Raw genomic sequence first — 21,090 nt, 5'->3', positions numbered from 1 at the left:
CCTCCGAATTCGCCGCCAAGGAATTCCCCGACCTCGACGTCTCGATCCGCGGCGCGGTGTCGATTGCCCGCCGCCTGCAGGACCCGCTGGCCGAACTGGTCAAGATCGACCCGAAATCCATCGGCGTCGGCCAATACCAGCACGACGTCTCGCAAACCAAGCTGGCGCGTAACCTCGATGCCGTCGTCGAAGACTGCGTCAATGCCGTCGGCGTCGACGTCAATACCGCCTCGGTGCCGCTGCTCGCCCGCATTTCCGGCCTGACGGCCGGGCTGGCCGCCAACATCGTGAGCTACCGCGATGCCAATGGCGCCTTCCATTCGCGCGACGAACTCAAGAAAGTCCCGCGCCTCGGCGACAAAACCTTCGAACAGGCCGCCGGCTTCCTGCGCGTGCCGAACGGCGACAACCCGCTCGATAGCTCGTCGGTGCATCCGGAAGCCTATCCGGTGGTCGAAAAGATCATTGTCGACCTCAACAAGTCGATCAAGGAAATCCTCGGCGACAGCCGTGCGCTGAAGGGGTTGAACCCGGCGAAATACACCGACGAACGTTTCGGCCTGCCGACCGTCCAGGACATCTTCAAGGAACTGGAAAAACCCGGCCGCGACCCGCGCCCCGAGTTCAAGACGGCGACCTTCGCCGACGGCGTCGAAAAGGTCGGCGACCTGCGTCCGGGCATGATCCTCGAAGGGGTCGTCACCAACGTCGCCGCCTTCGGCGCCTTCGTCGACATCGGCGTTCACCAGGACGGCCTGGTGCACGTCTCAGCCCTGTCCAACACCTTCGTCAAGGACCCGCACACCGTCGTCAAGGCCGGCCAGGTGGTCAAGGTCAAGGTCCTCGAAGTCGACCTGCCACGCCAGCGCATCGCGCTGACCATGCGCATGGGCGATGAGCCGAGCCAGGCCAAACGCCACGACGCCGCCCCAAGCAGCCGCGGCAATACGCCCAGCCGGCCGCAACCACGCAGCAGCGGCCCAACCCCGGCCGGCAACGCGATGGCCTCGGCCTTCGCCAAGCTGCGCAAGTGATTGCCACGGTCAACCGGAAATAAAGGCCAAGATTGAAAAGCCGGTTTCATTTGCTTACAACCTGAAACAGCATCCTGACAGCCGGATGGCGCTTTGCGACGTAGACTGACGTCATTAAATCACCATTCCGCTGCCATCATGAAACGCCCCCTGCTTTTCCTCACTCTCGTTCCGCTCGCCCTGTGGGGGATCTTCGCCCTGCCCAGCATCCTCGCCGCCAACCCTGACGGCCCCTGGGCCTGGCGCAAGTCGCTGATCATCCTGTCCGGCCTGCTCGCCCTGTGGTGGATGAGCGCCGGCATGCTACTCGCCACCCGCGCCCCCTGGCTCGAACAACGTTTCGGCGGCCTCGACAAGCTCTACCGCCTGCACAAAAACATCGGTATCGGCGCCGGTTTGCTCGTTTTCACGCACTGGATGATCGAATGGCTGCCCAAGAATCTATCCAGGGCTGGCCTGATCACCGGGCCGCGCGGACCACGCGGGCCACGCGGCGAACCCAGCCTGTGGATCGACCTGGCCAAGGATGTCGGCGAATGGGCCGGCTACATCCTGATGGCGCTGGTCGTCGTGGCGCTGATCAAACGCATTCCCTACCGCTATTTCCGCTGGGTGCACAAGACCTTTGGCGCCGTTTTCCTGGCTGGCGCCTTCCACGGCCTGCTGCTCATGCCGACGACTTTCTGGCAAAGCCCGCTCGGCTGGCTGACCGCCGCGCTCGCCGCGGCCGGCGTTGTGCCTGCCCTGCTCTCGCTGGCGAATCGCATCGGCCGCAAACGCCAGCATCGCGCCGAAATCGTTTCGCTCAGCCGGCATGACGGCAAGCTGCTCGAAATGGTCTGCCGCCCGGGCAAGAACTGGCCCGGTCACCAGGCCGGACAATTCCTCTTCGCCAACTTCGGCTCGCCCGGCGAAGGCGCCCACCCGTTCACCATCGCCTCGGCCTGGAACGCGCAGGAGGGTACGCTGACCCTGGCCATCAAGGCCCTTGGCGACTTCACGGCCCAGCTCCCTGCCTTGATCGAGGCCGGCCAGACGATTACCCTCGAAGGCCCCTACGGCGCATTTGATTTTTCGCCAAAAATGCCGGTTGACCGTGGGATTGCGGCCCATCAGGTCTGGGTTGCCGGCGGCATCGGCATCACGCCCTTCCTGGCCCGCCTCGAGCAACTGGCCGCCGCCCCGGCGCCAACGAAAGCTACGGCCGATCTGTTCTACTGCACGCCAAATTCCGCTGCCGGCGATTTCCCCGAACATCTGGAAACCCTCTGCGACGCCGCCGGCGTCCGCCTGCATCGCCGTCAGACCGACCACACCGGCCCGCTCACGCCGCAGGAAGTCGCCGCGACGCTCCAGCCAAACAGCACCGTCTGGTTCTGCGGCCCGGCTGTCTGGGGCAAGGCGCTCGGCCAAGCACTACGGACCGGCGGCCTGTCCCGCGCCGCGTTCCACCAGGAGGCCTTCGAGTTCAGATAGCGCCGGTATCGGCTGGTATGATTCGCTCTCCGCAACGAACATCCGCAGTCATGACCAAGGTTTACGGCATTAAGAATTGCGACACCATGAAGAAGGCCATGAACTGGCTGACTGAAAATGGGGTCGCCTATGAATTCATCGACTACAAAAAGGCCGGTGTCGCCGAGTCCAAGCTGCCCGACTGGGCCGCCCGGGCCGGCTGGGAAAAGCTGCTCAACACGCGCGGCCTGATGTGGAAGAAGCTCAGCGACGAGGAACGTTCTGCGGTCGACGAGGCAAAAGCCCTCAAATTGATGGCGCAGTACCCGAGCCTGATCAAGCGTCCGGTGCTCGACACGGGCAGCCAGCTCATCGTCGGCTTCGCCCCGGAAAATTACGCGGAAAAGCTGAAGTGAGCTACGTCCAGCGCTTCATCTTCGAAGGCCTCGACATTCGCGGCGCCGTCGTCCATCTCGGCGACGCCTGGCAGCAGATGCAGGCCGGCCGCGACTATCAGCCGACCGTCGCCCAACTGCTCGGCGAGACGGCCGCCGTCACCGCACTGATTGCCGGCCAGCTCAAGCAGCCCGGCCGCCTGACCCTGCAACTGCGCGGTAACGGCGCCATCCAGTTGCTGGTCATGGACTGCAACGAGCTGCTGCAGATGCGCGGCATGGCGCGCAGCAACCCGGTCGTGCTGGCCGCGCCGGTGCCCGAATTGCTCGGCGCCCACCAGGGCGGCCAGCTCATGATGAGCCTCGACCTGCCGGAAGCCCGCCAGCCCTACCAAAGCTACGTGCCGATGGTCGGCGACAGCATCGCGGCGATCTTCGAGCATTACCTCGAACAGTCCGAACAGCAACCGTCGCGCCTGTTTGCCGCAGCCAGTTCGGAAGCAGCGGCCTGCCTGTTCCTGCAAAAGCTGCCCGAGGCCGACCACCATGACCAGGATGGCTGGCAACGCATCACCCAGCTGGCCGCCACGGTCAAACCGGCGGAGTTGCTCGAACTCGACACCGCAAGCCTGCTCGGCCGCCTCTTCCACGAAGACATGAGCGAACGCGGCATCCGCCTCTACGACCCGCGCCCGGTGGCTTACCACTGCCCGGAAGACCGCAACAAGGTGGCCGACATGATCCGCAGCCTGGGTCATGCCGATGCCGAGGCGATCCTCGCCGAACACGGTGAAATCGTCATCCGTGACGACATCTGCAACCGCGATTACCACTTCAGCGCCGACGATGTCGCCGCCCTGTTCGCCGTCAGCGAAGGCAAGGCGCTGCATTGACCTTACCCACAGAAGCCTTCGTTCTCGGCCGTCAGGTCGAGCTGATCTACCGCAATGCCCTGCTCGGGCAGGTCATTTCCATCGTCAATGCTACGATTCTGGCCACCGTTGCAGCCTCCCTGCTCGATACCCATATCCCGTATCTGTGGTGTCTGGCGGCCATTTCGATCGCCAGCTTCCGTATCCGCCAGGCAACGGTCTTCAAGGCCAGCCGCAAAACCGGCGACCAGGCCGATAGCCACCTCTGGTTGCGCCGGGCGCAGTTGGGTGCCGGCACTTCCGGCGCCATCTGGGGCATCGGCGCCCTCCTCATGATGCCGGCCGAGAACCCCCCGCTGCAACTCTTCACGGCCTTTGTCATGTCCGGTATGGTGGCCGGCGCCGTGCCCGTTCTGGCCGGCAAGCGCAGTGTGTTTCGCGCCTATGCCTGGCCGATTGTGCTTGCCGTCGCCGTCGGCACACTCGGCGCTGATCTTCTGCACGTCGCTTTCACCGCCATGTCGCTCCTTTTCCTGGCCACCGTCACCCGCGCCGCCAATGTGTTCAACAGTACGCTTGAAGAAAGCTTCCGCCTCGAACATGAAAAGGATGGCCTGCTCGAAACTGTCGACCATGCCCGAGAACTGGCCGAGCAATCCGAGCGGGCAAAAACGGAATTCCTGGCCAACATCAGCCATGAGCTGCGCACGCCGATGAACGGCATTCTCGGCCTCTCCGAATTGCTCGAACAGGAGCCCCTCAGCGCCGACCAACAGGCGCTGCTCAAGCCGCTGCGCAGTTCCGCCCAGTACCTGATGACGCTGATCAACGACCTGATCCAGCTATCCGCCCTCGAAGCCGGACACATCAAGTCGCGCCCGACCCCCTTCGCCATGGGCGACCTGGGCAACGCCCTGCTCGCTGCTTATTTCAAGCCCGGCATGGCCAAGGGGCTCGACTTGCTGGAGCGCTTCGACCCGGATCTGCCGGCCGTCGTCACTGGCGACATTTCGCTGCTCCAGCAGGCTTTTGCCCAACTGATCGGCAACGCCATCAAATTCACCGAGCACGGCAGCGTCACCGTGTCGGCGCAAGTCCGCAGCCAAAGCGAAAAAATGGTCAGCATTGAATTCGCCGTGAGCGACACCGGCCCGGGCATCCCGGCCGAGAAAATCAGCACCCTCAACGGCCTGTTCACCCAGGTCGACAGCTCGAAAATCCGCCGCCATGGCGGCACCGGTATCGGCATTCCGATTGCCCGGAAATTGATTGAACTGCTCGGCGGCACGCTGAGTATCGAAAGCCAGGTCGGCAGCGGCAGCCGTTTCAGCTTCACACTGCCCTTCGAACTCGTTCAAATCTGATCAAAGCACCTTGCCGGGATTCATCAGGCCACACGGATCAAGTGCCTGCTTGAGCGAGCGCATGAGCGCCATTTCGACCGGACTCTTGTAGCGCAGGATTTCCTCGCGCTTCAACTGGCCGATACCGTGTTCGGCCGAAATCGAGCCGTTCAGGGCGTGCACCGTGTCGTGCACGAGGCGATGCACCGCCGGCTCGCTGGCGAGGAACGCCGTGTTGTCGTGGGCATCGGCCTTCGACAGGTTGTAATGCAGGTTGCCGTCGCCGACATGGCCGAAGGCCACGACGCGAATGCCGGGAAACGCCCTGGCCAGGGCCGCATCGGTCGTCGCCAGGAATTCGGGAATGGAGGAAACCGGCACCGAAACGTCGTGCTTGATGCTGATGCCCTCGATTTTCTGCGCCTCGGAAATGTTTTCGCGCAGCGCCCACAGCCTTTTGGCCTGCGTTTCCGACTGGGCGACGACACCATCGGCGACCTCGCCGCTACCGATGCGCCCGGCCAGCCAGGCTTCGACGGCGGCCGGATCGGCATCGGAAAATTCGGCCAGCACGTACCAAGGCGACGATTCGCACGGCCGCGTTGTATCGGGAATGTGTTTGAGGACCAGCCCGAGCGCCGTTTCCGAAACCAGCTCGAAGGCTGTCAGTTGGGCGTCGAAAGCGGTTTTTGCCGAATTCAGCAGGTCGACCGCAGCAGCCGGCGAAGCAACATTGAGCCAGCAGGTGACCTGCCTTTTCGGCAGCGGAAACAGCTTGAGCACGGCGCCGGTGATGATGCCCAGCGTGCCCTCGGCGCCGATGAACAATTGCTTGAGGTCGTAGCCGGTGTTGTCCTTGCGCAGGCCGCGCAGGCCGTTCCAGATGTCGCCGTTGGGCAGGACCACTTCGAGGCCGAGGGTCAGTTCGCGCATGTTGCCGTAGCGCAAAACCTGGACGCCGCCGGCATTGGTCGACAGGTTGCCGCCGATCTGGCACGTCCCTTCGGAGGCCAGCGCCAACGGAAAGAGCCGGTCGGCAGCGCGCGCAGCTTCCTGAACAGTGGCCAGCGGGCAGCCCGCCTCGACTGAAATTGTGCTGTTTTTCCGGTCGACCGTGAGAACACGGTTCAAGCGACTCAAACTGACGACCACCGCCCCGCCCGAGTCGTCCGCCGTTGCCGCGCCGCACAGGCTGGTGTTGCCGCCCTGCGGCACGATGGCCACGCCGGCCTCGACGCAGGCCTTGACGACCGCCGCCACCTCGGCGGTGTTGCCGGGGCGGACGACGCACTGGGCGGCGCCACGGTAGCGGCCGCGCCAGTCGGTGACGAAGGGCGCAATGTCGGCCGGCTCGGTCAGCACCTGGGCCGGGCCGACGAGAGTGGTGAGTTGATCGGTCAGGGAATCGCTCATTGCGTTTTCAATCGAGCAGCGAATGCAGGAGCGGCAGCATGTGTTCGGTGGCCTTACGCCCGGCGGCAATGGCTTCGCCAGCACGATGGTAGTCGAGCAGGTTGAGCTGCCCCAGACGCGGCGTGATCAGCACGTCGGCCGGCTCGCCAGCCAAGCGCGAACGCGAGATGCGGCCCTGCATGATGGCGATGCTATTGGTCACCACATCGGCCAGCGAAGGCAGGACCGGCGTGGCTTCGCCGCCGCCAAACCAGCGACCGACGGCGTTGCGCCAGCCGCCGTTGGCCACCGCCGGCTTGCCGTTGCGGCGCTGCAGCGTGGTCAGGATATCCATGCCGAGATCGACAGCGATCACCACTTCGGCGTCGAGCACCCGGCACAGCGAAACCGGCACCGGATTGACCAGGCCGCCATCGACCAGGAAACGCCCGTCGAGCAATTGCGGCGAAAACAGGCCGGGCAGCGCGATGGAGGCGCGGACCGCGGCGGCGACCGAGCCCTCGCGCAGCCAGATTTCGCGCCCCGTCGCCAGATCGGTGGCAACGCAGGCGAAAGGCCGGTCGAGATCGGCAAAGGTGTTATCGAGGAAGGCGGTCGCGGCAAAATCGAGCAGCTTTGCCCCCTTGATCAGCCCGCCGGTCAGGCTGACGTCGAAAAAGCCGAGGACATCGCTCCGGCTCAGTCCGCCGGCCCAGGCCTCAAGCTTGTCGAGATCGCCGGAGGCATAGGCAGCGCCGACAAACGCCCCGATCGAGGTGCCGCACACGACATCTGGCTCGATGCCAGCCTCCTGCAGGGCGCGCAACACGCCGATATGCGCCCAGCCGCGGGCCGAGCCGGAACCGAGGGCAATGCCGAGACGCGGCCGGGCCACGACAGATTAGCCCGGCCCGACCGGTTGGGCGTAGAGGTCGTGGTGATCGGCGTCGATGACCTTGACCATCAGGAAGTCACCCGGCTCGGCATCGAAATGACCGTCGATGTAGACCACGCCATCGATTTCCGGGGCATCGGCCTTGGAACGGGCAATCGTGCCCTCCTCGTCGACGGCATCGACCAGCACCTGAATGACCGTGTCGATCTTGGCTTCGAGCTTGGCGGCGGAAATATCTTCCTGAACCTGCATAAGCCAGCGGCGACGGTCTTCGCGCACATCTTCCGGCGGCAGGCCGGCCAGTTCGTTGGCCTTGGCGCCTTCGACCGGCGAGTAGGCAAAAGCGCCAACGCGATCCAGTTTCGCGTCTTCCAGGAACTGGATCAGTTGATCGAAATCCTCGTCCGTCTCGCCCGGAAAGCCGGTGATGAAGGTCGAGCGGATGATGATTTCCGGGCAGATTTCGCGCCATTTGGCGATGCGTTCCAGCGTGTTTTCGGCCGAGGCCGGGCGCTTCATTGCCTTGAGGATGGTCGGGCTGGCGTGCTGGAAAGGCACGTCGAGGTAAGGCAGTATCTTGCCTTCGGCCATGAGCGGGATGACGTCATCGACCGACGGATACGGATAAACGTAGTGCAGGCGGACCCAGATGCCGAAACTGGCCAGCGCCTCGCACAACTCCTTGAGGCGCGACTTGACCGGTTTGCCGCCCCAGAAAGCCGTGCGGTACTTGAGATCGACGCCGTAGGCCGAGGTGTCCTGCGAAATGACCAGAATTTCCTTCACGCCAGCGCGGGCCAGGTTTTCGGCTTCAGCCAGCACGTCGCCGACCGGCCGCGAGACGAGCGGGCCGCGCAGCGACGGAATGATGCAGAAGGTGCAGCTATGGTTGCAGCCTTCGGAAATCTTCAGGTAGGCGAAGTGATCCGGCGTCAGGCGAACGCCCTGCGGCGGCACGAGGTCGGAATACGGATCGTGCGGCTTGGGCAGGTGGGTATGGACGTAGCCCATCACCTCGTCGGCGGCATGCGGACCGGTGACGGCGAGCACCGCCGGGTGCGTCGATTGCACGATGTCGCCCTTGGCGCCGAGGCAGCCGGTGACGATAACCTTGCCGTTCTCGTTGAGCGCTTCGCCGATGGCGTCGAGCGACTCCTCGACGGCGGCGTCGATGAAGCCGCAGGTATTGACGATGACGAGATCGGAATTATCGTAGCTCGGTGAAATCTCGTAGCCTTCGGCGCGCAGCTTGGTCAGGATGCGCTCGGCATCGGAAGAAGCCTTCGGGCAGCCGAGGGAAACGAAGCCGACGGTCGGCACTTTTTGCTGAATACTCATGCGATGGAAACCTTATCCGGACTGGCCGGCAAACAAAGGGCGTATTTTACGGGGGAATCAGTTTGGCAGGCGGGCAAGTGCCTGTTTCAGCGCGTCAAAACATTTCGCGTCGATGGCCGTGCCGACATTCTCGGCCATGATTTCCAGCGTTTTGGGAATCGGCACGGCACCGCGATACGGGCGTTCGGCGGTGATCGCATCGAAAATATCGGCCGTCGTGATGATCCGCGTTTCGAGGCAGATATCTTTCGCCGTCACCCCGCGCGGATAGCCCTTGCCGTCGAAGCGCTCGTGATGGGCGGCCGACACCTGCGCCAGTTCGGTGAAGGCGTCGATGCGCGAGAGGATCGTCTCGGTGTACATGGCGTGCGCCTTGACCGCCGCCCACTCTTCATCATCGAGCTTGCCGGGCTTGTCGAGCACACTGTTGCTGACGCCAAGTTTGCCGACATCGTGGAGCAGCGCACCACGCTTGAGCCAGCGCCGACGGTCCGCCGCCAGACCCAGCGTCTCGGCGATCAGGTCGGCGTAGAGCGCAACCCGCGTGCTGTGCCCGCTGGTGTAGGGGCTTTTCGAGTCGACAACCTGGCCGAAAGCGGCGGCGATATCGTCGAGATAATCGTCGTCTAGCGCCACGACATGCCCGGCCGGCTCGAGCGCCAGCACCGCTGTCATGACGTCGGGCGAAGCCAGCATTCTCCAGAACGCATCGTCGCCCTCCAGTTGCTCGAATGCCGCTACCAGAGCCGGATCGAACCAGCCGCCAACGCGCTGCCGCACCTCGTCGAAAGCCGCCTGCGGGCCGCCGGAGGTATGAAAAACATCAATCACCTGAGCCAGCAGCGCAATCCGCGAATAAAGCGGAATGGCCTCGCCGGCCAGCCCATGCGGCTTGCCCTGACCGCTGAAATGCTCGTCCAGGCTATAGATGCCGGCCGAAACGCTCTCAGGAAAACGCAGCAGGCGGGCGATTTCAGCACCACGCTGACAGCGCGTGGCAATCAACTCGGTAGCGATCTTTTGCCCGTCGCGCATGATCGTCATCACACTACGGAAACGCTCAGCCAGCGGCGCCCTCAGCCCGGTATGACTAAGCACGAACTGGAGCACACGGGGCAGGCTGTCGCCGACCTTTTTGAAATCACGCTTGAAGCTCAGGTCGTCGGTCAGGTACAGCTCGCAGATGCGCGCGGCGTTGCTGCTGCAGCCCAGATCCTTGAGCAGCAAGGTGTAGTAGAGATTCCACAGATCGTCGTCGCCAAGCCCGAGGCGACGGCCGATGTGCATGCCGATCCAGCAACAACGCACACAATGACCTTCCGGCTGCCCTTCGGTAATATCGAGCGCATGACTCAGCGCCGAGATCAATTCGGAGAACTTCAAGCCAGCCAGGGCGGGCAAGGTAAATTGAACTGGAGAATTTGCAGGCATCAGCTCGTAAATTACCAACAATCAACGTTTTCTCTCGCTTCATGATGAGATCAGAACGGCTGACGCGAGCACAATAACAGCCCGAACGACCACGAAGATTTGCCCTGAAACAATCGCCATCATTCAGAACACTGACGCAATATACTTTATTCGTTATAATGCGCGCCCCAGCGTTCTTAGCTCAGTTGGTAGAGCGTCTGCCTTACACGCAGAATGTCGGCGGTTCGAGCCCGTCAGGACGCACCAAATACCCACTTCATGACAGATCATGAAGTACCGAAACCCCGCTCCAGCGGGGTTTTTCATTTGTATCTTCGTCTCACACCGTCGATATCCATTCCATGGAATGCCGCCACTCCTGACGGTATCGGCGACGGAACACGCTGACATAGCAACTCGCACGGCGAAATCAGAAAAAAAGCCGCTCAAACTAGCCGGCAAAAAGAGGCTGTATTTCCTGACTCAACCCGCCCCCTCTATCGGATCGCCAATGTCTGGATCCGGATTTATTCCACAGCGAAGCACAAACTCAGCGAGGAATTAGCGGATGAGGCGCCGCCTTCTCCTGTTTCTTGACTTGCTTGGCCACCTTCTTTTCCTTGTGGGTCAAGACAGCCGGCTTTTTGCCTTCCTTCGTTCCGTGTTTTTCCTTACCCATGGTCGCTCTCCTTTTAATCAATGGGGAACTATTGAAACTAGCCAAAAATCAATTGTCTGTATGTTGGCGAGCGCACATATCGTTTCAGCTTTGTTCTGTATCATGCAAATTGGTTGGGGATTACAAAAATGACTGGCGCCCAAGTCAAGTCCAAAAATTGCTGTAAATTTCCTTCAGTTCGTTCGATGACGTTTGGTTTTCAGCCGGCGAGAGCAACCACGTTGTTACTCTCGCCGGCGGCGGCTCTGGCGGCGACCCACTCCGCAAATTCGTCCATATCAAGATACCGTCTTTCCTGCCAAACCTCGTTCTGCTCGGCGAGCAGGGCGCCGATCAGGCGCTGTGCGGATTCATCGTTAGGAAAAATACGGATCACCCGCTCACGGCGGCGAATCTCTTCGTTGAGCCGCTCCTGCATGTTGGTCGTGCGCAGCCGTCGCCGATATTTCTCTGGTAGCGCCATGACCGCCATCGCGTCGGCAAAACCCTCCTCGATGCACGCCACTGCCTTCGCCGCTGTTTTCTCGAAGCGCTCGACGAATTCGGCGAGCCGGCGCTTGGCCTCGGCCATGTCTGCCGCCTGGAACACCAGTTTGGCTGCCGCCGCCACCTCCGCCCGGACCTTGGCGCTGCAGCTCCCCAGAATATTGCGCATCAGATGCACCTGACAGCGCTGCCAGCTCACCCCCTGGAAATGTTTGGCAACCGCCTGCGTCAGCCCGCCGTGACTATCGGAAACGACGAACATGACACCTTTCAATCCCCGGCCCTTGAGCCAGCGGAACGTTTCATCCCAGGTGGCGAGGCTTTCGGTGTCGCCGATCTTTACGCCGAGAATTTCGCGGTAGCCATCGCTCCTGATGCCCGACACGACCAGCGCGGCGCGCGACACCACGCGATCGCCTTCCCGGCTCTTGATGAACAGTGCATCGACCAGAACAAACGGATAGTCGCCTTCGAGCTGCCGCTCGTTGAACGCCCTGACGCGCCCGTCCAATCCCGTGCAGAGCGCACTGACCGTCGATTTGGAGAAGCTTGTGCCGCACAATTCTTCGGTGATCGCCGACACCTTACGCGTCGAGACGCCTTGCACCACCATCTCCATCAGCGCCAGCACGAACGCCTGCTCGCTTCTCTGGTAGCGCTTGAATAGGTCCGTCGAGAAAGTGCCATCCCGCGTTTGCGGTACCTGCAGCGTTACCGGCCCGACGCGCGTGTAGAGCGTGCGCGCTCGCGTGCCGTTGCGATAGCCGGACCGATCTTCCGTTCGCTCGTGCCGCTCCGCCCCCAATGTCTCTGTCACCTGCGCCTCCAGTATCTGGTTCAGCACCGCCTCGACTAGCTTCGCCAGCCCGTCCTGTCCGCTCAACAGCCCTGGCAGTAAATCCCGTCCTACGCTAACCTCATATCCAGCCATCGCTTCGTCCCTTTCTTCGGTTAATCAACGTCTCTACAACGTCATCGTACCGAACCGAAGCGGTGGCTACCCACCATCCGATTTACAGCAGTTTAGGGACTCAATCGGCGCCCAAGGCAGCCGGTCCTGAATTAGAGAAAGTAAAAAAACCTGACACCGATCGACACCAGCAGGATGTGTCATCAAATTTCCGAGAAGTACCGAGCGGATAAAATAATGGAGGCGCGATGCCATCCGAATTGATATTCAGCCCGAAACAGAACCGCATTCTTGGCTCATTGGCCACCAATGACTGCTCTCGCCTGCAAGATGACCTTGAACTCGTCCATCTGGAACTCGGCCAGGTTCTTTATGAATCCGGCGATACGCTTGGCTACATTTACTTCCCGATTACCTGCATCGTTTCCCTGATCTTTACAACCCAAAAAGGCGGCACGGCAGAGTTGGCCATTTCCGGCAACGATGGACTGGTCGGCATTCCGCTGGTCCTGGGCGGTGACACGACCACGCACCGGGTGGTTGTGCAGAGTTCCGGCGCTGCTTACCGGATCAAGGTTGAAGTGGTCCGCTGGGAACTCGATCAGGGCGGCGAATTGCAGCATCTTGCCCTGCGCTACACCCAGGCCCTCATGACCCAGATGGCGCAGAGCATCGTCTGCAACCGATTCCACGCCGTCGAACAGCAGTTGTGCCGCTGGCTGCTGGTCAGCCTCGACCTGCTGCCCGGCAATCAGCTCAACATGACCCAGGAACTCATCGCCAACATGCTCGGTGTGCGCCGTGAAGCAATCACCGAAGCCGCCGGAAAGCTCCAGGCCGCAGGCCTGATCGAGTACAGCCGTGGCCATATCACCGTGCTCGACCGCCCCGGGCTGGAAGCCCGGTCATGCGAATGCTATGCCGCGGTCAAAAGCGAATATGACCGGATATTCCGCCTGCAATCCGATGCTCGGGGCCCCAGCCGCCCTCGCCCAAATCCGGCCAGCGTACGCCATCGTGCCGAGGCCCGCTTGCTGCAATCGCCACATCCGGAACCAAAAACAGCCTGGGACAACGCCCAGCTGGTGCACGAACTGCAAGTGCATCAGATCGAACTTGAAATGAGCAACGAAGAGCTCCGTCACGCCTATGAAGAAGCCGACAACCTGCGCGAGCGTTATGCCGACATCTACGACTTCGCGCCGGTCGGCTATTTAACACTCGACCCGCTCGGCGTCATTATCGACATGAATCTGGCTGGCACCGTGCTGCTCGGCACCAAGGGTTCCCAGAAAGGCCGGCATCGCTTTGCCGCCTTCCTCGAGCCCGATCATGCCGAGAAATTCAATCGCTTTGTCGACGATGTTCTCCACTCGAGAAAGAAGCTGCACTGCGAATCCGTGCTGGCGGCCAATGCCCATCGCCCGGCAACCAACATCCGGATCGAGGCAGTGCCGGATGCCGACGGCCACGAATGCCGGATGGTCGTCATCGACACCTCCGGCAACGCGACGAGTACCAGGCACCTATCGCGTCGCAGCTCCGACAGCATTTCCACAAAGGAATAATCATCATGCTTTTTACCTTCAAATCCGCCACCAATGCCGACCTGATCATGCACGAAAAGAGCGCCAAGGAAATTCTTGCCCTGCTCGGCAAAAGCCCGGAAGAGGCACGTGGAATCATCACCGTAGAACAGTTGACCGCAGCAATAGCAACGCTGCAGACAGCCATGGTGGCCGACAAGGCCAAGCCGCAGGAAACCGACTCCAGCCAGAACAAAACCGAAGCAGACGACGAGCCGCCGGTGAGCCTCGCCCAACGCGCCGCGCCCTTCGTCGATATGCTCGAACGCGCCGCAAAAGCCGGCCAGCCGGTTACCTGGGGGGTATGATCCGGCAATGCCGTCCAAAGGGAAGCGCGAGCGCATCCAGCCCACATCCTCCGCAGTAGCTGATGACCTGCGCTTTCCGATCATCGGCATAGGCGCGTCAGCCGGCGGACTGGAAGCCATCGAGCAATTTCTCGGCGGCGTGCCGCCCAATAGCGGCATGGCTTTTGTCGTCGTCCAGCACCTCGACCCCAACCGCTATGGCATGCTGCCCGAACTCCTGCAACGCGCCACCACAATGGTGGTCAAGCAGGCGGGCAACCGGATGAAGATCAAGCCGGACTGTGTTTATGTCATCCCACCCAACAAGGATCTCTCGATCCTCCACGACACGCTCTACCTGCTCAACCCGGTAGCGGCACGAGGTTTGCGTTTGCCGATCAACTCATTTTTGTCCAGCCTGGCCGTAGACCGGCGCGAACGGGCCATCGGCATCATTCTTTCCGGCATGGGCTCGGATGGAACGCTGGGCCTGCTGGCGATCAGCGAACATGGCGGCCTGTCGCTCGTTCAAGACCCGGCCACGGCCAAGTTCGATGCCATGCCGCGCAGCGCGATTGATGCCCGTCTGGCCGATATCGTCGCCCCGCCGGGCGATCTGGCGCGGCTGATTATCGACCGTCTGCAACACCCGCCTCGCCTTTTGCCCCCGGAGCCCTTTCTCGAGCCAGATAGCGACGCCAAGAGTTCGGCCTTCGAGAAAATCTGCATCCTGTTGCGCGCCCAGACCGGTCACGATTTCTCGCTATACAAGAAAAGCACGATCTATCGGCGGGTCGAGCGCCGGATGAGCATTCATCGGCTGGGCGGAATCGGCGATTACGTCGCTTTTCTCCAGAGCAACCCACAGGAAGTCGACCTGCTCTTCAAGGAATTGCTGATTGGTGTCACGAGTTTCTTCCGCGACCCTGCCGCCTGGGCCTATCTGCAGGAAGAAGTCCTGCCCGGAATGATTCGCACCAAAACACCCGACAATCTGCTGCGCGCCTGGGTGGCCGGCTGCTCGAGCGGCGAAGAGGCCTACACACTGGCCATGATCTTCTGCGAAGCAATGGACCATGCCAAACCCGCCAACCGGCTCGACCTGCAGATTTTCGCCACCGACCTCGATCCGGACGCCATCGCCAAGGCGCGGCAAGGAACCTATCCGTCCAGCATTGCCAGTGACGTTTCTCCGGAGCGTCTCGAGCAGTTTTTCGTTGAAGAGAATGGCCGTTTCCGGATCTGCCAGGAAATACGCCAGATGGTGGTGTTCGCGCCGCACAATGTCACGATGGACCCGCCTTTTACCCGGCTGGATATCCTGACCTGCCGGAACGTGCTGATTTATCTCGGCGCCGACCTGCAAAAACGTTTGTTGCCGCTTTTTCACTACAGTCTGAAACCCGGCGGCGCGCTTTTTCTTGGCTCGGCCGAAAGCATCGGCAGCTTTACCGAACTCTTTTCCCCGCTTGAGCCCAAGGCACGAATCTATCGCCGGGAAGAAGCGAAACGAAGAGCAATTGATATCGACTTCCCGACCCGCCATCTGGACGACTCCCCCAACCCCATTCTGATGCCGTCACCGACCATGCAACCTGCCAACCTGCAAACCCTGGCCGACCAATTGCTGCTGCAGAAATTCTCGCCGGCCGCCGTGTTGACCAATGCGGAAGGGGACGTCCTTTTCATCAACGGACGGACCGGGAAATATCTTGAGCCGGCAGCGGGCAAGGCCAACTGGAACATTCATGCCATGGCCCGCGACGGCTTGCGCCAGGAACTGATCCTCGCCCTGCCCAAAGCGCTGCGCAGTGCCGAGGCGGTGGTCATCAAAGATCTGACGATCGAGGATGGCGGAGAGAGTCAATGCCTTGACCTGACCGTTTACCCCATCGAAGAACCCGCCGCTCTGCACGGCATGGTGATGATCGTTTTCGCCGATGCCGTGGCAACAAAACCGGAGCCCAAACGGCGATCAAGAAAGCAGCTTGCCGACGTCCGGGTGGCCGAACTCGAACACGCCCTGCTCAAGTCAAGGGAAGAAGTTCAGAGCATTCGCGAGGAAATGCAGACCTCACATGAAGAACTCAAATCGGCCAACGAAGAGCTGCAGTCGACCAACGAAGAGCTGCAATCGGCCAACGAAGAGCTGACCACATCCAAAGAGGAAATGCAGTCGCTCAACGAAGAGTTGCAGACGGTCAACGCCGAACTCCAGTCAAAAGTCGATGAATGGTCGGCGACCAGCAATGACATGAAGAATCTGCTCAACAGCACCGACATCGCCACGGTCTTTCTCGACAACATGCTGCATGTCCGGCGTTTTACCAGCCAGGCGACCAAGATATTCAAGTTCATTCCAAGCGACATCGGACGGCCGCTGGCCGATATCGTTCACAAGCTGGACTACCTCGATTTGCAGAACGATGCCCAGGATGTCTTGCGGACGCTGGCCTTTTGCGAAAAGCAGATTACCGGCAAGGACGGAAGCTGGTACATCGTTCGCATCATGCCCTACCGGACACTGGAAAACGTGATCGATGGTGTGGTGATTACGCTCATCGACATCAGCGAAGCAAAACGTCTCGAAGCCGAGCTTCGGGCAGCCAGGTCAGCCAGCGATGTCGCCCTGACCACCAAGGATCGATCATGACGCCACCGCTATCAATGACCCCGACCGAGTTGCGGCGCCGGGCAGAAGACCAACTCAACACCACGCCGGGCGGCAAGCCAGCGGCCATGCCGCATGGCGACCAGACGCGACTGGTACATGAACTGCAAGTCCATCAGATCGAGCTCGAAATGCAAAACCAGCTGTTGCGCGAGGCTCAGTCGGAAATATCCCGAAACCTCGCACAACTGACCGAACTGTACGATCTTGCTCCCATTGCCTATTTCACCCTGGATCGCACCGGCTGCATTACCAAATCGAATGCCATGGCCAGAAAGCTGCTGGGTAGCCCGGTGCTGCCCCTGGATCGCTGCCATCTTTCACGATTTGTGGCGCAAGAAGCACTGCACAGCTACAAGGAATTCTTCGAGCGGGTTTTTTCGCAGGGCCAGCTGGAATCCTGCAATCTCAAACTGGCCGGCCCGGCAGAGTACCCTCCCGTCCATGTTTTCATGGAGGGCATTGCCGACGAGAGTCGTCTGGAATGCCGCCTGGTCGTCACCGATCTGAGCCGACAACATGCGTCGGATGAAGCCCTGGCTGCGCTGGCCAGACAGACGGAAGAACTGGCTGCCGCCAAGACTGCTGCCGAAACGGCCAATCGAGCCAAAGCAACTTCTCTTGCCAACATGAGCCATGAAATCAGGACACCGTTGAGCGCCATTCTCGGCATGGCGCATCTGATGCGGCGCTCCGGTCTGAAATCAGATCAGGAAGCACAGCTCGGCAAGATCAACATCGCGGCCAGGCATCTGCTCGGGATCATCAACGATATCCTCGATCTGTCGAAAATTGATGCCGAACAGCTCACGCTGGAGCAGACACCATTCATGCTTGATACACTGCTGGCCGAAGTCAGCAGCCTGGTTATCGACAAGATGAAGGACAAGAATCTCGACTTCCGGCTGGACATGGCCCCGGCACTGCGCGAAAGCCAATTGATCGGCGACCCCTTGCACCTCAAACAGATCCTGCTCAACCTGTTGAGCAATGCTGTCAAATTCACCGAGCACGGACAGATCGAGCTAAGGGCGAACGTGGATGCCGGGAACGACCAGGAAATGCGGGTCAGCTTCGCCGTCCAGGACACGGGTTGCGGCATTCCAGCCGACGCCCTGACTCGGGTCTTCACCCCGTTCGAGCAGGTCGATGCCTCGACAACCCGGCAATACGGTGGCACCGGGCTTGGTTTGAGTATTTCAAAACGCCTGGTACGACTGATGAACGGCGAACTCGGGGTAAGCAGCACACTGGGCAGCGGCAGCACCTTTTCTTTCGCCATCCGCCTGCCAAGGCATATCGACAATCCAGTCACGGCTCATGCTGAAACAAAGCCGTCGCATCCCGACGCTCAAAACATCCTGAAAACAAAGCATCGCGACAAGCGCATCCTGCTCGTCGAAGACGACATCATCATTCAGGAAGTGGCGCTGGCTCTGCTACAGGAAGAGGTCGGCCTGCACGTTGATGTAGCCGACAACGGCGCCCAGGCTGTCGATATTGCCGCCACGAACGATTACGACCTCATCCTGATGGACATGCAGATGCCGGTCATGGACGGCCTGACGGCAACCCGCGCCATCCGCCAACAAACAAAGCACCTGACGACACCGATTCTGGCCATGACGGCCAATGCTTTTGACGACGACAATCAACGCTGCCGGGAAGCCGGCATGGACGATTTCATCGCCAAGCCGGTGGAACCCGAAAAGCTCTATGCCATGCTCGCCAAGTGGCTGGAAACCACGCCGCCGATCAATTAGGCTGGCCCTGATTGACGACAATCACGACCTGATGTTCGACCAGGTCGTCGACCAGTTGAATCACATTGTCCGCCTGTTCCAGGCCATCTACAGTGACGCTGCCTCGAGCATCGACGCTTGAGATGACGGCGATGCGATAGACCGTTGCCCGATAGCGGTAGCGAAGCTTGAATCCCGGCCAATCCGCCGGCAGGCAAGGCGACAGGTGCAATTTGTTGCCTTCCAGCCGCAAGCCAAGCAGCGACTCGACGAGTAGCCGGTACATCCAGCCAGCCGAACCGGTATACCAGGTCCAGCCACCGCGACCGGCGTGCGGGGCCAGCGCATAGACATCGGCGGCCATCACGTATGGCTCTGCCTTGTAGGTATCGACAGCGGTTACGGAATGGGTGTGGTTGATCGGGTTGATCATCGCCGCCAGTTCCCAGGCCCGTTCGCGGTCTCCTCTGGTGGCAAAGGCCATCGCCGCCCAGATCGCCGCGTGGGTGTATTGGCCGCCATTTTCCCGGACGCCCGGCACGTAGCCGCGGATGTAGCCGGTGTCGAGCCGCGATTTGTCGAAGGGCGGGTCGAGCAACTGGATCAGCCCGACCTGCCGGCGCACGAGGTGTTCGTCGACGGCCTGCATGGCCATCTGCCCGCGCGTCGCACTGGCCACGCCGGAAAGCACGGCCCAGCTCTGCGAGATCGAGTCGATCCGGCATTCCGGACTGGTGCTGTCGCCGAGCGGCGTGCCGTCGTCGAAATAGGCGCGGCGATACCAGGCGCCGTCCCAGCCCTGCTCCTCGATGTTCTGGTGCAGTCGGGCGGCTTCGCCCTGACAAAATTCGGCAAAGGCCGGATCGCCATGAATTGTCGCCACACCGCTGAACTGCCGGAGCACTTCATGCAGGAAGAAGGCGAGCCAGACGCTCTCGCCCCGGCCCTCAATGCCGACCCGGCTCATGCCGTCGTTCCAGTCGCCGGAGCCGATCAGCGGCAGGCCGTGCACGCCGAAACGCAGGCCGTGGCGGATGGCGCGCACGCAGTGGTCGTAGAGGCTGGCCACCTCGCCCGAGCGGACCGGCAGATCGTAGTAGGAGTCGTCTTCCGGATTGACCGGGCGGCCTTCGAGGAAATTGCTGCGTTCATCGAGCACACCGGTGTCGGCGGTGGCCTGCACATAGCGGCAGACGGCCAGCGGCAGCCACAGGTAGTCGTCCGAACAGCGGGTGCGCACGCCGCGCCCGGCCGGCGGGTGCCACCAGTGCTGGACGTCGCCCTCGGCAAACTGGCGGCCGGCACAGAGCAGCAGATGCTCGCGGACCAGCCCCGGTTCGGTGTGCACCAGCGCCATCATGTCCTGCAACTGGTCGCGGAAGCCGAAGGCGCCACCCGACTGGTAATAGCCGCTGCGCGCCCAGACCCGGCAGGCCAGCGTCTGATAGACCAGCCAGCCGTTGGCCAGCACATCGAGCGCCGGGTCGGGCGTCTCGACCTGCACGGCGCCCAGTGACTGCGCCCAATACGCTTCAACCGCTTCGAGCGCCATGCGCGCCGCCAGCGGACCACGGAAACGCTGGATCAATTGATTGGCGTCATCCGTCGTTCGCCCAACGCCGAGACGGAAAACGAACTCATGTTCCTCACCATCGGCCAGATCCACCGCCATCTGGATGGCGCCGCAGGGGTCGAGCCCGGCGCCGACCTTGCCGGAAAGGCGGGCCCGTTTGAGCGCCGAGGGCTCGCCCGGCGAACCGTTGCGGCCGATGAATTCGTTGCGGTCGCCGGTCAGCGTGCGGCTCACTTCATCGACATCGAAGAAGGCGACGCGTCCCGCGAACTCGGGGCTGTAGGGATTTCGCGCCAGCAGCGCGCCGCTACCGGTGGCGATCTCGGTGGTGACATGCATGGCCGTTTTGGCCCGCAAATCGCCGAGTACCCACTCGACATAGCCGGTTGCCGAGATCTTCCGCGGTCGACCGGAAATATTGGCCAATTTTAAAATCGAGAATTTGACTGGCGCGTCGATGGCGACATAGATCTTGTGTTCGGAACGAATGCCGCCAACCGAGGTTTCAAAGCTGGTCACGCCAAAACCGTGGCGGACCACGTAAGGCATGGCACCGCGCACCGGCAAAGGCGTTGGCGACCAGACGTGGCCTGTTTCCTCGTCGCGCAGGTAGATGGCCTCGCCGCCGCCATCGCTGACCGGGTCGTTGTGCCACGGCGTCAGGCGGAATTCGTGGGCGTTGTCGCTCCAGGTGTAGGCGCTGCCGCTTTCCGAAATCACCGTACCAAATTGCGGGTTGGCCAGCACATTGGCCCAGGGCGCCGGCGTGGTGTGGCCGGCCGCCAGGGTGATGACGTATTCCCGACCATCGGCCGCGAAGCCGCCCAGGCCGTTGTAGAACTGCAGGTCAAGGCCGCTCACGGTCGCTGCTGGCGGTGCTTCGGGGCGATAGCATCGGCTGGCGATAAGACGCGGCACGCGCGATTCGGGCGGGCTGCGCAGGTCAAGCTGTTCGGCCAGCGTCCCACGACAATCGTTGATCACGGCGCGCGCCACCGATTGCAGCAGGATGCGGTCCTCGC

Annotated in this window: 16 protein-coding genes and 1 tRNA gene; 10 read left to right on the top strand and 7 right to left on the bottom strand. The window is 61.6% G+C overall.

The genetic code is table 11. From position 1 onward, the window contains the following. The 5 genes from ADADOO_RS04980 to ADADOO_RS04960 all read left to right on the top strand — a co-directional run. Window positions 1–1,034, top strand: a 1,034-nt coding sequence (locus ADADOO_RS04980) for a helix-hairpin-helix domain-containing protein (protein WP_511275530.1), incomplete at its 5' end; no start/stop codon positions are given. 138 nt (window positions 1,035–1,172) lie between these two features. Further along, the gene (locus tag ADADOO_RS04975) at window positions 1,173–2,510 is read left to right on the top strand and encodes a ferredoxin reductase family protein (RefSeq protein ID WP_511275528.1); all 1,338 of its coding nucleotides are present in this window, start codon (window positions 1,173–1,175) and stop codon (window positions 2,508–2,510) included. Window positions 2,511–2,560: 50 nt separating this feature from the next. After that, window positions 2,561–2,905: an arsenate reductase gene (locus ADADOO_RS04970; protein ID WP_511275526.1), complete on the top strand. Its 345-nt coding sequence runs from the start codon at window positions 2,561–2,563 to the stop codon at window positions 2,903–2,905. Next, window positions 2,902–3,777, top strand: a complete 876-nt coding sequence (gene hslO / locus ADADOO_RS04965) for an Hsp33 family molecular chaperone HslO (protein WP_511275524.1) — start codon at window positions 2,902–2,904, stop codon at window positions 3,775–3,777. Before ADADOO_RS04970 ends, hslO begins: the two co-directional genes overlap by 4 nt. Further along, entirely contained in the window at window positions 3,774–5,120 is a 1,347-nt protein-coding gene (locus ADADOO_RS04960) for a sensor histidine kinase (protein ID WP_511275522.1), read from the top strand. The genes hslO and ADADOO_RS04960 overlap by 4 nt, the downstream gene beginning before the upstream one ends. On the opposite strand, the gene ADADOO_RS04955 is transcribed toward ADADOO_RS04960, so the two are convergent. From ADADOO_RS04955 to ADADOO_RS04940, 4 genes are read right to left on the bottom strand one after another with little or no spacing between them, the layout of a single operon-like run. Beyond that, window positions 5,121–6,512: an FAD-binding oxidoreductase gene (locus ADADOO_RS04955; RefSeq protein ID WP_511275520.1), complete on the bottom strand. Its 1,392-nt coding sequence runs from the start codon at window positions 6,510–6,512 to the stop codon at window positions 5,121–5,123. It abuts the gene before it with no gap. 7 nt (window positions 6,513–6,519) lie between these two features. Continuing rightward, a complete protein-coding gene (locus tag ADADOO_RS04950) occupies window positions 6,520–7,386 on the bottom strand; it encodes a patatin-like phospholipase family protein (RefSeq protein WP_511275518.1) in 867 nt (288 codons plus the stop codon). A gap of 6 nt (window positions 7,387–7,392) precedes the next feature. Beyond that, window positions 7,393–8,724 carry a 30S ribosomal protein S12 methylthiotransferase RimO gene (gene rimO / locus ADADOO_RS04945; RefSeq protein WP_511275516.1) on the bottom strand — a complete coding sequence of 444 codons (1,332 nt, stop codon included), beginning with the start codon at window positions 8,722–8,724 and terminating at the stop codon, window positions 7,393–7,395. 57 nt (window positions 8,725–8,781) lie between these two features. Then, window positions 8,782–10,155 (bottom strand): HD-GYP domain-containing protein, encoded by a 1,374-nt coding sequence (locus tag ADADOO_RS04940; protein ID WP_511275514.1) that lies wholly within the window; start codon window positions 10,153–10,155, stop codon window positions 8,782–8,784. Between the two features lie 170 nt (window positions 10,156–10,325). On the opposite strand from ADADOO_RS04940, the gene ADADOO_RS04935 reads away from it, so the two are divergent. Next, window positions 10,326–10,401, top strand: a tRNA-Val gene (locus ADADOO_RS04935). A gap of 283 nt (window positions 10,402–10,684) precedes the next feature. On the opposite strand, the gene ADADOO_RS04930 is transcribed toward ADADOO_RS04935, so the two are convergent. Further along, entirely contained in the window at window positions 10,685–10,813 is a 129-nt protein-coding gene (locus tag ADADOO_RS04930; RefSeq protein WP_511275513.1) for a hypothetical protein, read from the bottom strand. Window positions 10,814–11,012: 199 nt separating this feature from the next. After that, window positions 11,013–12,230 (bottom strand): IS256 family transposase, encoded by a 1,218-nt coding sequence (locus ADADOO_RS04925; protein WP_511275511.1) that lies wholly within the window; start codon window positions 12,228–12,230, stop codon window positions 11,013–11,015. A 227-nt stretch (window positions 12,231–12,457) separates the two neighbouring features. Between ADADOO_RS04925 and ADADOO_RS04920 the strand changes: the two genes are divergently transcribed. The 4 genes from ADADOO_RS04920 to ADADOO_RS04905 are packed head-to-tail and all read left to right on the top strand — an operon-like array spanning window position 12,458 to window position 18,516. Next, the gene (locus ADADOO_RS04920; RefSeq protein WP_511275510.1) at window positions 12,458–13,777 is read left to right on the top strand and encodes a helix-turn-helix domain-containing protein; all 1,320 of its coding nucleotides are present in this window, start codon (window positions 12,458–12,460) and stop codon (window positions 13,775–13,777) included. A gap of 5 nt (window positions 13,778–13,782) precedes the next feature. Beyond that, entirely contained in the window at window positions 13,783–14,103 is a 321-nt protein-coding gene (locus tag ADADOO_RS04915; protein WP_511275508.1) for a DUF1840 domain-containing protein, read from the top strand. Between the two features lie 7 nt (window positions 14,104–14,110). Further along, on the top strand, window positions 14,111–16,735 hold the full coding sequence (locus ADADOO_RS04910; RefSeq protein ID WP_511275506.1) for a CheR family methyltransferase: 2,625 nt from the start codon (window positions 14,111–14,113) through the stop codon (window positions 16,733–16,735). After that, a complete protein-coding gene (locus tag ADADOO_RS04905; protein WP_511275504.1) occupies window positions 16,732–18,516 on the top strand; it encodes an ATP-binding protein in 1,785 nt (594 codons plus the stop codon). The genes ADADOO_RS04910 and ADADOO_RS04905 overlap by 4 nt, the downstream gene beginning before the upstream one ends. Here ADADOO_RS04905 and ADADOO_RS04900 read toward each other — a convergent pair. Next, window positions 18,509–21,090 (bottom strand): glycoside hydrolase family 94 protein (locus ADADOO_RS04900; RefSeq protein ID WP_511275502.1); only part of this gene is annotated, 2,582 nt, incomplete at its 5' end. The genes ADADOO_RS04905 and ADADOO_RS04900 overlap by 8 nt on opposite strands.

This window comes from Azonexus sp. (genome assembly GCF_036170495.1).
Classification (GTDB): Bacteria; Pseudomonadota; Gammaproteobacteria; order Burkholderiales; family Rhodocyclaceae; genus Azonexus.
The sequence above is the reverse complement of the archived record's forward strand: the minus strand, read 5'-3'. Positions and strand labels throughout refer to the sequence as shown.

Bases quoted from the DNA above. Each gene is read 5' to 3' on its own strand.
- ADADOO_RS04905 (WP_511275504.1), top strand. From the start codon at position 16,732: ATGACGCCACCGCTATCAATGACCCCGACCGAGTTGCGGCGCCGGGCA.
- ADADOO_RS04915 (WP_511275508.1), top strand. From the start codon at position 13,783: ATGCTTTTTACCTTCAAATCCGCCACCAATGCCGACCTGATCATGCAC.
- ADADOO_RS04975 (WP_511275528.1), top strand. From the start codon at position 1,173: ATGAAACGCCCCCTGCTTTTCCTCACTCTCGTTCCGCTCGCCCTGTGG.
- ADADOO_RS04970 (WP_511275526.1), top strand. From the start codon at position 2,561: ATGACCAAGGTTTACGGCATTAAGAATTGCGACACCATGAAGAAGGCC.
- ADADOO_RS04925 (WP_511275511.1), bottom strand. From the start codon at position 12,230: ATGGCTGGATATGAGGTTAGCGTAGGACGGGATTTACTGCCAGGGCTG.
- ADADOO_RS04955 (WP_511275520.1), bottom strand. From the start codon at position 6,512: ATGAGCGATTCCCTGACCGATCAACTCACCACTCTCGTCGGCCCGGCC.
- ADADOO_RS04920 (WP_511275510.1), top strand. From the start codon at position 12,458: ATGCCATCCGAATTGATATTCAGCCCGAAACAGAACCGCATTCTTGGC.
- ADADOO_RS04940 (WP_511275514.1), bottom strand. From the start codon at position 10,155: ATGCCTGCAAATTCTCCAGTTCAATTTACCTTGCCCGCCCTGGCTGGC.
- ADADOO_RS04930 (WP_511275513.1), bottom strand. From the start codon at position 10,813: ATGGGTAAGGAAAAACACGGAACGAAGGAAGGCAAAAAGCCGGCTGTC.
- ADADOO_RS04910 (WP_511275506.1), top strand. From the start codon at position 14,111: ATGCCGTCCAAAGGGAAGCGCGAGCGCATCCAGCCCACATCCTCCGCA.
- rimO (WP_511275516.1), bottom strand. From the start codon at position 8,724: ATGAGTATTCAGCAAAAAGTGCCGACCGTCGGCTTCGTTTCCCTCGGC.